We start from the raw sequence: 11,718 nt of genomic DNA on the forward strand, positions 1-11,718 counted from the left end.
TCGCCGCCGATCCCGGCATGGCCGCCGAGCTGCGCGACATCGGATCCCGAGCCGCCGAACTCTACGAACGCGGCGGGCTCACCGGAGCCCAAGCCGTCTCCGCCGCGATCGAGGAACTCGAACGCGACAACCGCGAAAGGAACGAACACCGATGATCGAAGTCAATCCCAACGAACTCGACGCCTACGCAGACCAGTTGCAGCGCAACGCCAATCTGTTCGCGGACATCCGAGCGTTCGCGGTGCGGAACTGCCGCGATACGGAGGGGATGACCGGGATCCTGGCGCTCTGCGCTGCCGCGACCGAGGAGGGCGCCGACAACGTCAGGGACCTGGCGAACGCTGGAGGGAGTGACCTGCTTCAGGTCAGCATCAACCTACAGGGAGCCGCGACCGACTACCGGGAGCAAGACGCCCGTGGAGCGGAAAGGCTCCTCAGGTCGTACACCTACGACGCACTGCCGGTCGACTACACCGAGACCGACGACGCTGGCCACACCGGCGACTACTCCGATCCGAGTGAGCTCGCGCTGGACTCACCTGAGACGTCCACCGAGTTCGAGACGAGGATCCAGGCGGCGAGGGACCTTCTCGGCGTCATCGACGCGTCCTCCACGTTGTACGTCGACATCGATCCCACGGAGACGATTCTCGATTCGCTCTCGGGAGACTGGGACGCGCTGAGCGCGATCGCGTCCGGATACGCGCGACTCGCCGGCGCCAATGGCATCGACGTCATCGGACGCAACATCGAGTATGGACTCGATTCGGTGTCCTCCACGTGGAACAGTCCCGCCGCGACGAACTTCGACTTCCTGATCCGGGGCCGGTGGGTGCCCGCGATCGCCGACTTCGTCGAGTACTGCGAGTACTCCTGGCACGTGTTCGAGACGCTGGTGCACGACGCTTTGGGCACCTTCGACTCGATGCTGCGAGTGATTGGGCAGTACGTCGCGTCGACTGCGGAGACGGTCAAGGAGATCGTGTACGTGGAGCTCGCGAACCCCTTCGCGATGCCGAATCTGATCGCGCGACTGAGAACCCCCATCTCCACGCTTCGGGCACGCCTGTGGCGCATCGTCGCGGAACTGACCCAGCTCCTGCGGACGGCGGTCGACCGTCTCGACAGGACATCCGACTCGGTGCGGTCGTTGAGGGAACTCTGGGACGGCGCCGGAGATCTGATGTCCGACGCCTGACCGTCTGCGGACGCTGCCGCAACCCGGGCGTCAATGGTTCACGACAGTTCGACGATCAATGGCGAAAGTCGTGGAGTCTCCCCGTTCGGGGAGCGTCGGCTCCCCGAACGGGGATGTCGGCGGAAGTCACGGTGCGCCGGTTCGACCATCGTGACGCGGCGACGATCAGGCGTTCGTCGTCGCCGGTAGGGCCCAGTCGGGGCGGGGCTCGTCGGAGTCCGGTGGTCCGTCGAAGCGCAGCACGGTCTCGTTGGTCTCGTCGTCGACGAATGCGACCCGGATCGTCTCGGGGTTGTCGCCGTGCAGGGGGACGGCCCACACGGCCGTGCAGTCGCGGTCGTCGACCCGGGCGTGGTAGCAGATGATGCGGACGTCGCCCTCGTCCCAGTACTCGCGGACGTCGCTCCGCATCAGGCCGAAGACGTGCGGGTACAGCTCGGACCGTTGCAGGGTCTCGACGGTCGCGTCGAGCGGGATCGTCTCGTCGTCACCGCCGCCGAGCGGCTTCGTGAAACGGACCTTCAAGCGGCGCAACGGGACCAGCCACGCGCCGTCGAACTCGGGGGACAACGTCACGAAGACGGCGGCCTGCGCGAGGGCCACGACGATCGCGCCGACCGGTTCGGTCGTGAACGGCGTCCACCACGGTGCCGTCGCGGTGAACGCGAGCGCGGAGGCGACGAGCATCCACCCGGCTCGAGCGAAGGCCCGCCAGGTGATCGGCGTGTTGGCCGCGCCCATGCATCCGCAGGACGCCCCGGGAACGGCGATGCGCGCGTACGCGAGGTATCCGATGAAGCCGAGCGAGACGGACACGGCGGCGACGGCTTCGAGCATCCACACAGGAGGCGCCAGAAGCAGTGCGCCGAGCAGCGCCTCACCGGCGCCGACGGTCCGATAGGCGAGCGGGGCTCGCGCCTCGCCGACGAGTTTCGCCAAGGCGAGGCTGTTGGCCTTGATCTTGCCTCGACGCGTGAAGAGTTTCGCGCACGCCGACCAGAGCAGGACGGCGCCGAGCAGGACCGGCTGCAGCGCGGCGATCCATTCCAGCATGGGGTGGGCCTTTCCGTCGTTGGTTGGGCGAGGGGGTGGCACGTTGCCTCGGAAGGGTAGTGCTTGGCGCGCCCGATGTACAGGGAGCGAACCGGCGCCGGGCGACACCGGTTCGCTCACGGGTGTCAGCGGTGGGAGTAGATCGTGGCGATCTCGACCTCGTTGGTGCCGGGAATCCAGGCGCCCAGGATCTGCACGTGGGTGTCCACCTTCACCATCGACACGTCGGCGATCGCGGGCGTTCCGTTGTAGACGGCCGCGGTGGTGCCGGGAATGACGTGGCCGATGACGCGGCTTCCGTTGTGGTCCATTTCGAGGCGGTTGGATCGCATGGAGACCAGGTGAACCTTCAGGTTGACGATGTTCGCCCACACCGCGTCGGCGGCGAGGCTGCCGTCGTCGAGTTGCGGGCCGCGCGCGTACATGCCGTCGCCGACCTTGACCGCGTCGAAGGTCGTCGGCGTCAGCTTCCACACGGACGTCGCGTCCGTGACACGGACCCGCCACAGGAGACCGTCGGATCCGCGAGCGGAGATGACGTCGCCGTCGATGGAGGAGATGAGGCCCTCGGCGAACTCGGGGTCGCGCATCCCGGGCTCGATCGACAGTGTGGGCGAGGCGAACGCGTCCTCGGCGCCGAAGCCGCCGAGCGCGGAGGCGCCGACGATCCCGGTGCCGCCGAGGACGGCGCCCGCCAGCAGGCTTCTTCTGTTGAATGTGGACATCTGGCGTTCCTCCTTAGGTGACGACGCAGGGCCGCAGGCCCGTGGACAGGTTCGCGATGCGCGAGTACGCGGCGGGGGTGAGGTCGATGACGCGGCTGTGCTCGCAGACGGAGCCGCAGCAGGATCGCTCACCGCACCACAGGTCGGTCTGTGGTCCACAGTCGGCGATCGTCGTCGCGACGGCGGCGCCGTTGCAACGGTTGGTGGTCGTGTGCCGGTGCCCGCAGGTGCGGCGGGCGATGTTGATGCCGCACTTGTCGGGCCTGGTGATGGCGAAGCAGGCGTCGGACGCGTTGGTCCAGGCGTGTTGCAGGTTGCCGGAATGGCAGGTGCCGCAGGCACCCGTGCCGGTGGTGCCGCACGGGCCCCAACCGTTGCCGCAGCAGAACCAGGAGAACTCGCCAGTGAGAGCCGCCATGGGGCAATCTCCTTGCAGGTGGGAGTGCTCGAAACGAGGGGTGTCCCGTCACTCGGCGGGGCGGCTGCGGCGGCGCGGCCATGTTTCATGGTCGAACCGTCCCGACGGTTCGGCGGCCATCGGCTGCGTCGGCGAACCACCCGCGTGCGATGTGCGGGCGCTCCGCCGTCCCGCCGAGTGACACTCCGACGCGCGTCTCGCACGGCCTGAGATCACGGGGACGACCTCTCATCACGGTCGGCGACGGTAGGTCACCGTCGCGCTGCCAGCGTGACGAAGCTCACCTTCAAAAGTCAAGGCGCGCAGTGAAACCCACCTACATACGGGCCATAACGGGAGAATAACGAAGCGGCGGCCAGGAACGGAATCGGTGGCGCCGAACACCACCACGACGCACCATATTGCACTGTCGATCACGGATCTGAGTTCGTGAGACGGCGAACGCGGAAACACCACCGACTCGAAGAGGTTCGTCCACAGCGCACGAACGGCGCGGAAACGACCTTAGAGGTCGTCTCGTTTCCCAGCGGATCGGTTCCGGCGGTGTCGCGGTGTTCATGGTCGAACCGCCGAGCGGTTCGACGGCCATCGGCCGCGTTGTCGGATCACCGGCCGTGCTCCAGCACGCCAGAAGTCGTGGCCGACAACCGAATGCGGGCGATCCTCCACCCCGCCGAGTGACGCCCTGCCACTCGCCTCGCACGACCTGAGGTAACGAGAAGACCTCTAGTCCTTCGCGGACTTCTCGGTTTCGGTTTCGGTTTCGGACCCGGTGGGCTCGGACTCGACGGGCGTCGGCTCCGACTCGAACTCGGGCTCCGGCTCGACCGCCGCCGCCGGCTCGGCCTCGGTCACGATGACGTCGACGTCACCCACCTCGACCTCGACCTTCACCTCGGTGGTCTCGTCCGTTTCCACGTCGACGTCGGCGGAGTCCTCGACCGGATCGGTCGCCTCGCCGTCGGCCACCGCATCCGCGTCCACGTCACCCTCGAAGGTCTCCGCGTCAGCCTGAACGGAGTCCTCATCGGACACATCGACGGGCTCGATGACGGCGTCGTCGTACACCGTCTCGGCGGCGTCGATGTCGTCGTCGCCCTCGGCGTCCGCCAACACCTCCGAATGCGCGCCACACCCGTGATCCGCGGACACGACCTTCGCGTCGTCGATCGCGTAGAAGTTCCCGCAGACACCGAACGCCAAGCGCAACGAACCCGCCATCGGAAGATAGAAACCGCACGTGCCACAACGGGCGTCGTCCGGCGCGGACTGCGAGATCTCCGCGTCCGGGCCCCGATCGCCGTCGTACCAACGCTGCGCGCACTCCATGCGGCCCTCGCGGGTCATGACCCGCTTGCGCCCGACCCCCAGTTCGAGCGCGATGTCCTCGACGGCGTCGTCATCGGACATCACGTACGCGGGCTGCAGGCGCTCGTCGAACTCGTCCGTCGGCAGCAGATCGCCGATGCCGACGTCGCCGGCGCGGAGCCGCTGCGACCACGGCACCCACTGCGGGGCCGTCAACGCGTCCGGGCCGGGAAGCAGGGCCGTCTCGCAGATCGTCACCGTCCGCGCCCGAGGGGCGCGCGCGACGACGACCGCCCAGCGCCAACCGTGATAGCCCGGCAGCGTGCAGTCGAAGAAGTGCGTTACGACCCGATCGTCCTCCGCGAGGACCTCGAGATGTTCGCCTACTCCGTCACCGGTTTCTTCGGCGGCGGCTCTGGCGGGCTCGATAGCGTCGGCACACACCCGATCAAGGCGGGCGCGCCTGGACATCGTGGGACTTTGTGGCGACACTCGGCAAGGATACGACGTCCCGGGTTCCCGCACCGACGGCCCCGGACATCGCGCGACAAGTCCTCTCGTCACAGTCGCCCACCGCCGCCGACCCGCCGATCCGCCGGCTCGGTAGCGTCGACGAGGTGAAGCTTCTGATCGTCACGGCCGTCGACGCCGAACGCGACGCTGTCCTCAAGGGACTCTCGGTCGCCGATGTCGACGTCCTCTCCGTCGGCGTCGGACCGGCCCGAGCGGCCGCCGGCACCGCCCGCCTCCTCGCCACCCGCGAATACGACGCGGTCATCAACGCCGGGGTCGCGGGCGCCCTCGCGGGTCGCGCCGCCACCGGCGACATCGTCCTCGCCACCGCGAGCGTGTCCGCCGAGCTCGGCGTCGTCGACGAATCGGGCTTCACCCCGCTCGGGGCACTCGGCTTCGGCAGCAACCGTTTCGACGCCGACCCGACGCTCACCGCCGGCGTCGACGGGCACCGGGGAGAAATCCTCACCCTCGCCACCATCACGGGGACCGCCGCCCGCGCCGACGAACTCGCCACCGCATATCCCGACGCGATCGCCGAGGCGATGGAGGGTTTCGGTGTCGCCACCGCCGCCGACGACGCGGGCATCCCGTTCGGCGAGATCCGCGCCATCTCCAACGCCGTCGGCGACCGCGACGTCGCCGGTTGGGACTGGGAGGGCGGCTTCGCCGGTCTCACCCTCGCCGCCGCCGCGCTCAGTCGATCCCTCGATCGGAACGGCCGATGAAACTCGCGTTCTCCCCCTGCCCCAACGACACCTTCGTCTTCCACGCGTGGGTGCACGGCCTCGTCGACGGCGCGCCACCGGTCGACGTCACCTACGCCGACGTCGACGTCACGAACACCGCCGCGCTCGACGGGACGTTCGACATCGTGAAGGTCTCGTACGCGGCACTGCCGTGGCTGCTCGACAAGTACGAGTTGCTGCCGTGCGGTGGGGCGCTCGGCCGGGGTTGCGGCCCGCTCGTCCTGACCGCCGATGACCGACCCGCGAGCGACATCGCGGGCGCGACGGTCGCCGTGCCGGGCGACCGGACGACCGCGTACCTGTTGTTCCGGTTGTGGGCGCGGGGCTTCGAGCCGGGCCGGATCGAGGTCGTGCCGTTCCACGAGATCATGCCGGGCGTCGCGGCCGGTCGGTTCGACGCCGGTCTGGTCATTCACGAGGCGCGGTTCACGTATCGGGATCACGGGTTGACGTGCCTCGCCGATCTCGGCGAGTGGTGGGAGTCGACGACGGGGCACCCGATTCCGCTCGGCGCGATCCTCGCGAGGAAGGGCCTCGACACGACCGCGATCGCGTCTTGGATCCGCTCCAGCGTCGAGTACGCGTGGGCGAATCCGGACGCCAGCGCGGCGTACGTCGCGGAGCACGCGCAGGAACTGTCCGCCGACGTGACCCGTCAGCACATCGAGCTGTACGTCAACGAGTACACGCGTGATCTCGGCGTCGACGGCAGGGCCGCCATCGACGTCCTGTTGCGGCGCGCGGCGGATGCCGGGCTCGTCCCCGGTTGAGCCGTTGATGCGGATTCGCCCGGTAACGGCATGGCGCAATGCGAAACCAGACCGTTAGGCTTAAGGGAAGCGCCCCACGTTGTGGACGCGGATGGTCATCGTCCCTGCGGATCAAATTGAGGTTTGGCTGTGCCCACCGGTCGAGTCAAGTGGTACAACGCCGAGAAGGGATTCGGCTTCGTCTCCCGTGACGATGGCGGCAATGACGTGTTCATGCACCGGGACGCGCTGCCGGACGGCGTCACCGAACTGAAGCCGGGTCAGAAGGTCGAGTACGGGATCGTCGACACCCGTCGTGGCGTGCAGGCGATGGCGGTCACCTTGAAGGACACCCCACAGCAGCGGACGCGGCGCACGGAGCCCGCGGCGCCACGCCGGTCGCCGGAGGAGCTGCACGGCCTCATCGAGGACATGATCAAGATCCTGGAGGATCAGGTCATGCCGCCGTTGCGTCGTGGTCGGCACCCCGACCGCAAGCAGACCGGCAAGCTCGCGGAGGTCATGCACGCCGTCGCCGACGAACTCGAAGGCTGAACCTCCCCGATTCACAAGTCTCGCGCGGACGCGGGCAGGGCCTCGTTCATCGACCCGGAGCGGAATCCGCGCGGATCGACGTCCACCGCTTCGAACTCCCGCAGGACCGCCGCGCGCGCGTCGGCGTTCGCGGTGACCGTGATGACGTGTTCGGCGTCGACTTCGACGCGGGCCGTCTCGCCCCCGAGGTCGCGGACGCGCAGATTCGTCACGCCGATGCCGTGCCGTCGGAACACCTCCCGCAGTGCGGCCTCGACGCGTTCGACGCGGCCGAGCCCGCGCAAGGTGACGGGGATCCCGTACGCGATCCTGCTGGACAGGCACGCGGCCGCCGGCTTGTTCCATGTGGACAGTCCCCAGCTTCGGGACGTGGAGCGGATCTGTGACTTCGTGAGGCCCGCGTCGAGCAGCGGTGTGACGGCGCCTCCGTCACGTGCGGCGGCGATGCCGGGCCGGAAGCCCGCCCGGGCGTCGTCGGCGTTCGTGCCGGTCGCGATCGTCGCGGCGGCCGCCTCGGCGAGCGGGCGCAGTGTCGTCACGAGCTCGGTCTTGCAATGGAAGCAGCGGCGGGCCCCGTTGGCGCGGTATCCGGCGCGGTCGAGCTCGAAGGTGTTCGGTGTGAGGTGGCGGACGCCCTGTTCGGCGGCGAAGACGCGGGCGGCGGCGAGTTCGGTCGCGGGAAGACTCGGTGACACGGCGGTGGCGGCGATGACCGAACCCGCGCCGAGCCTGCGGACCGCGGCCGTGAGCAGGAAGGCGGAGTCGGCGCCGCCGGAGAACGCGACCATGATCGTTCCCAGTTCGTCGAGGCGGGCGTCGAGGCGGGCCAGCCTACGAAATACCTCATCGTCACCGTCAGTCACATGCGGAGCATAATGACGACAGCGACGCCGGAGAGGAAGGCGGGGCCGTCTCGAAAGTGTGATGTCGAGGCGGAAATCCGTACCGGACTCCCCGCCTTATTCCCTTGTGGCCGATCCCGGGGGCCTCCGACCTCCTCCCCAGGTCGGAGACTACCCATCACATGCTGAAGCCACGCTAAAGCGCGCTGAAGCCGCCTTCAGCTTCGAACGGGGTGGGACTCGGTGGGCGCGCTCACGCAGGGAAACGGCACGCGCGTGACTCCGCGGACACGTGATGAACCCGTGATCTCACTGTCGGTAATCATTAGCCCACCTTGCCCATTCGGATGATGTTCGGCGTAGGTTCCGCGCCTTAGCGTGGCCAGTAAGTACCCGAACAACCCCTTGCGAGACGCTTATCACTTCCCCCACCAATACCCCTTTCCACGTACGGCATCGGCGCACGCTCATCCTCGGCGGAATCATCGCCGTGGCGCTGGCGATCGTCGCGTTCATGGCGCCACCGGTCGACGCGCGCACCGCCGCGACGTTCGTTCCGGGCGCGTCCGAAACGCCCGAATCAGCCGCGACGCAGCCCGGACCGCCGTCCCCAGACGTCGTCGAACGACAGCGATACCTGGCCACCGCGATCGAGTCCTACATGGAGTCGAACCCGGGCTTCGACGTGTCGGTCGCAATCGGCGACGACGAATCCGCCATCTCGTGGGGCGATGACACCGCGATCGAGACCGCGAGCATCGTCAAGGTGGAGGTCCTCACGCGGTGGCTGGTGGCCCGGCAAGGTCAGCCACTGCCGGTCGAGGAACTGAGGCTCGCCGAGGACATGATCCGGCTCAGTGACAACGAGGCCACGAACGACCTGTGCGGACGCATCGCGAACGAGACGACCGCCGGTCTCGTCCCCGGTGGAACCGACGCCTGCGTCGACCACGGGCTGTGGGGCGGAGAGGCGACCACCGCCGTCAACCAGCTCGACGTGATCCGCACCGCGCTCACGCCCGGGTTGCTGACGACCGCCGACGTCGAGGTGACCCACCGTCTCCTCAGCGAGGTCGCTCCGTGGCAGGCCTGGGGCGTCAGCGCCGCCGTCGGCGAGAACGCCGACGTGCTCCTCAAGAACGGTTGGGACCTGCGCGACCGAGGCTGGCTGGTCAACAGCATCGGCGTCATCGAGACGCCCGACGAGTCACCGCTGCGCATCGCGGTCCTCACTCGTGGCCACACCGACTTCGAAGCCGGCAAGGCCCACGTCGAAGCGATCGCGGGTCTCGCCCGCACCGCCTTCGCTCAGACGCCACCGAGCGCCTGACCCGCACCTGACGCCCACTCGAGAGCCTTCCGCTCGGGTGGGCGTCGTCGTGTCCGCTTCAGTCGATCGCGGGATGTAGGCGCGCGATCGTCCACCTGCGATGCCGCATGGTCGTCAGCGTCGAAGCGGTGAGCGCGGCGACTCCGAACAGCGCGAGGACGGCGACGTCCCACCAGAGCTGTCCGCCGCCGCCTCCGATCGTGACGCGCAGCCCGTCGACGAGGTACGTCACCGGCAGGTACGGGCTGATCCACTGGAAGAAGCCCGGGGCCGTCGACAGCGGGTAGATGCCGCCGACGGACGTCAACTGCAGCATGAGCAGGACGACCATCACGACATCACCGGCGGTCGGCAGTGCCAGTCGGAGCGCGTGCGCGATCGCGGTGAACACGGCGACCGCCAGGACGCACAGCAGGACGGTGGCGCCGGCGTTCGCGGCGTCCAGGCCGAGCCCGACGTCGACGGCGAAGTACAGGGCGACGGCTCCGACGACGCCGAGGAAGACGGCGGGCAGCCATCCGGCGAGCGCGACCGTCAATGCCGAGACGTCTCCGGCGAGGGCGCGCGGGTTCACGGTGCGCAGGACCATGTAGGCGACGAGCGCGAACACCCATAGGGCGAGTGCGACGACGTAGGGGGCGAGTCCGCGTCCGGGTGCGGTGGTGGTGGGGCTGGCGTTGTCGCGGAGTCCGACGGGTGACCCGAGGGTGTCGGCGTGGGCGCCGTCGACGGCCGGATCGGTGGTGGGGAGGGTGGTCGTGACGACGCCGATGGCGGCGGCGAGTTCGCCGGTCGCGGTGTCGGCGTCGCCGGTCGCGGTGGCGAGTTGGGTGGCGTCGCGGCTGACGGTGGCGGTGTCGTCGGCTACGTGGGTGGCGCCGTCGGCGAGTCGTTGGACTTGGGCGGCGTTGCGGCCGAGGTCGGCGCCGGACATTCCTTGGACGATGGCGTCGGCGTCGGCGACCGCGGGTTCGGCGGTTCGGGCGCGGTCGGCGAGCGCGGCGAGGGATTCGCACGCGGGGTCGTCGGTGCGGTCGCCGCACAGGGCGGCGTGGATGTCGCCGAGTTCGGTGGCGGCGACGGCGGTGACGGCGGCGCCCGCCTCGGATCCGGCTTGGATGGTGTCGAGGTCGTCGATGAGGACGGCGTAGGCGTTTTGGACGGGGTTGTTGATGCGGTTGACGCCGTCGGCGACGGATCGGCTGGCGGTTTCGAGGGCGTTGAGTTCGGCGGCGAGCGCTTCGGCGTCGGTCGCGGTTTCGGTGGCGTCGGATTGGATGACGCCGGCGGCGTCGCGGACGTGGCGGAGTGCGTCGCGGTGGCCGTTGAGGTCGGGGTATGTGGTGGTGGCGAGGGTGGCGTAGACGGCGGTGTTGATCTGGTGGTGCAGGCGGGTGCGGATGGTGTCGGCGATGGACATGGCGGGGTGGTCGTGGGACGGGTCGTATTGGATGGTGACGGCCGGGGGTTCGGGGTTGGGTTTGGCGCCGGGTGCGAGGCCCGCCGAGAAGTCGTCGGGGACGAGGACGCTGGCGACGTAGTCGCCGTCGGTCATGCCGCGGGTGGCTTCGTCGCGGTCGACGAAGTGCCAGTCGAGGTCGTTGGTGGCGGTGAGTTGGTCGACGAGGCGTTGGCCGGCGTTGACGCGGTGGCCGTCGATGACGGTTCCGGTGTCGGCGTTGACGACGGCGACGGGGACTCGGTCGAGGGCCCGGTACGGGTCCCAGTTGGACCAGAGGTGGAGGGTCCCGTACAGGAGGGGGACGGCGACGATGGTGAGGACGGCGAGGTAGCGCAGTGGTCGTCCTCGGAATCGGCGGAGTTCGAGCATGGCGAGTCGGACGGCGGTCATGGTGAGTCCCCTTCCACGACGCGGGTGACGATGACGGTCGCGTCTTGTGCGGCTTGTGGCCGTTCTTGTGGGTCGGGGTGGTTCATGCGTACGACGACGTCGGGGGTCAGGTCGGGCCGGACGGCCGAGACGATGACGAGGTGGTTGCGGTCGGCGAGGCGTCGCAGGGCGGACCAGACGCGGGCGGCGCCGCACGCGTCGACGCCGAAGTCGACGTCGTCGACGACGATGACGGGTGTGCGTTGGACGGCGGCGAGCGCGACCATGAGGAGGGTGCGGTCGGCCATGGGGAGGCGGCCGAAGGTGTCGGTGGGGGTGGCGCGGACTCCGAGGAGGCGGAAGACGCGTTCGATGGAGGTCGCGTCGCAGACGGATCGTCCGATGAGTTGGGTTTCGGTGATGAGGGCGGCGACGGTGTGGTGGGGG

Annotated in this window: 11 protein-coding genes and 2 pseudogenes; 6 read left to right on the forward strand and 7 right to left on the reverse strand. The window is 68.9% G+C overall.

The genetic code is table 11. The features are described from left to right. Positions 1-17: 17 nt before the first annotated feature. Both ACM9NP_RS21815 and ACM9NP_RS21820 read left to right on the forward strand, forming a co-directional pair. Positions 18-155 (forward strand): hypothetical protein, encoded by a 138-nt coding sequence (locus tag ACM9NP_RS21815; protein ID WP_415648630.1) that lies wholly within the window; start codon positions 18-20, stop codon positions 153-155. Next, on the forward strand, positions 152-1,198 hold the full coding sequence (locus tag ACM9NP_RS21820; protein ID WP_415648631.1) for a hypothetical protein: 1,047 nt from the start codon (positions 152-154) through the stop codon (positions 1,196-1,198). Before ACM9NP_RS21815 ends, ACM9NP_RS21820 begins: the two co-directional genes overlap by 4 nt. 165 nt (positions 1,199-1,363) lie before the next feature. On the opposite strand, the gene ACM9NP_RS21825 is transcribed toward ACM9NP_RS21820, so the two are convergent. The 4 genes and pseudogenes from ACM9NP_RS21825 to ACM9NP_RS21840 all read right to left on the reverse strand — a co-directional run. Then, on the reverse strand, positions 1,364-2,251 hold the full coding sequence (locus ACM9NP_RS21825) for a MauE/DoxX family redox-associated membrane protein (RefSeq protein WP_415648632.1): 888 nt from the start codon (positions 2,249-2,251) through the stop codon (positions 1,364-1,366). A 125-nt stretch (positions 2,252-2,376) separates the two neighbouring features. Beyond that, on the reverse strand, positions 2,377-2,976 hold the full coding sequence (locus tag ACM9NP_RS21830) for a cell wall protein (protein WP_415648633.1): 600 nt from the start codon (positions 2,974-2,976) through the stop codon (positions 2,377-2,379). Between the two features lie 13 nt (positions 2,977-2,989). After that, positions 2,990-3,394, reverse strand: a complete 405-nt coding sequence (locus tag ACM9NP_RS21835; protein WP_415648634.1) for an RlpA-like double-psi beta-barrel domain-containing protein — start codon at positions 3,392-3,394, stop codon at positions 2,990-2,992. A gap of 1,029 nt (positions 3,395-4,423) precedes the next feature. Next, a pseudogene (locus tag ACM9NP_RS21840) lies at positions 4,424-5,173 on the reverse strand (DUF3027 domain-containing protein); the annotation flags it as partial. A 146-nt stretch (positions 5,174-5,319) separates the two neighbouring features. Between ACM9NP_RS21840 and mqnB the strand changes: the two are divergent. The 3 genes from mqnB to ACM9NP_RS21855 all read left to right on the forward strand — a co-directional run bounded on the left by mqnB (position 5,320) and on the right by ACM9NP_RS21855 (position 7,268). Then, entirely contained in the window at positions 5,320-5,943 is a 624-nt protein-coding gene (mqnB, locus tag ACM9NP_RS21845; RefSeq protein WP_415648635.1) for a futalosine hydrolase, read from the forward strand. Beyond that, a complete protein-coding gene (locus ACM9NP_RS21850; RefSeq protein ID WP_415648636.1) occupies positions 5,940-6,734 on the forward strand; it encodes a 1,4-dihydroxy-6-naphthoate synthase in 795 nt (264 codons plus the stop codon). Before mqnB ends, ACM9NP_RS21850 begins: the two co-directional genes overlap by 4 nt. A 129-nt stretch (positions 6,735-6,863) precedes the next feature. After that, entirely contained in the window at positions 6,864-7,268 is a 405-nt protein-coding gene (locus ACM9NP_RS21855; RefSeq protein WP_415648637.1) for a cold-shock protein, read from the forward strand. Between the two features lie 11 nt (positions 7,269-7,279). On the opposite strand, the gene larE is transcribed toward ACM9NP_RS21855, so the two are convergent. Then, positions 7,280-8,131: an ATP-dependent sacrificial sulfur transferase LarE gene (gene larE, locus ACM9NP_RS21860; RefSeq protein ID WP_415648638.1), complete on the reverse strand. Its 852-nt coding sequence runs from the start codon at positions 8,129-8,131 to the stop codon at positions 7,280-7,282. Between the two features lie 469 nt (positions 8,132-8,600). On the opposite strand from larE, the gene ACM9NP_RS21865 reads away from it, so the two are divergent. After that, positions 8,601-9,440, forward strand: coding sequence for a serine hydrolase (locus ACM9NP_RS21865; protein ID WP_415648639.1), 840 nt, complete (start codon positions 8,601-8,603; stop codon positions 9,438-9,440). Positions 9,441-9,498: 58 nt separating this feature from the next. On the opposite strand, the gene ACM9NP_RS21870 is transcribed toward ACM9NP_RS21865, so the two are convergent. Continuing rightward, a complete protein-coding gene (locus ACM9NP_RS21870; RefSeq protein ID WP_415648640.1) occupies positions 9,499-11,292 on the reverse strand; it encodes a YhgE/Pip domain-containing protein in 1,794 nt (597 codons plus the stop codon). Then, positions 11,289-11,718: pseudogene (locus ACM9NP_RS21875) on the reverse strand (hypothetical protein); the annotation flags it as partial. The pseudogene ACM9NP_RS21875 and the gene ACM9NP_RS21870, both read right to left, overlap by 4 nt.

Source organism: Stackebrandtia soli (genome assembly GCF_965137155.1).
In the GTDB taxonomy this organism is placed as follows: Bacteria; Actinomycetota; Actinomycetes; order Mycobacteriales; family Micromonosporaceae; genus Stackebrandtia; species Stackebrandtia soli.

Bases quoted from the DNA above. Each gene is read 5' to 3' on its own strand.
- ACM9NP_RS21820 (WP_415648631.1), top strand. From the start codon at position 152: ATGATCGAAGTCAATCCCAACGAACTCGACGCCTACGCAGACCAGTTG.
- ACM9NP_RS21815 (WP_415648630.1), top strand. From the start codon at position 18: ATGGCCGCCGAGCTGCGCGACATCGGATCCCGAGCCGCCGAACTCTAC.
- ACM9NP_RS21830 (WP_415648633.1), bottom strand. From the start codon at position 2,976: ATGTCCACATTCAACAGAAGAAGCCTGCTGGCGGGCGCCGTCCTCGGC.
- ACM9NP_RS21825 (WP_415648632.1), bottom strand. From the start codon at position 2,251: ATGCTGGAATGGATCGCCGCGCTGCAGCCGGTCCTGCTCGGCGCCGTC.
- ACM9NP_RS21835 (WP_415648634.1), bottom strand. From the start codon at position 3,394: ATGGCGGCTCTCACTGGCGAGTTCTCCTGGTTCTGCTGCGGCAACGGT.
- ACM9NP_RS21870 (WP_415648640.1), bottom strand. From the start codon at position 11,292: ATGACCGCCGTCCGACTCGCCATGCTCGAACTCCGCCGATTCCGAGGA.
- ACM9NP_RS21850 (WP_415648636.1), top strand. From the start codon at position 5,940: ATGAAACTCGCGTTCTCCCCCTGCCCCAACGACACCTTCGTCTTCCAC.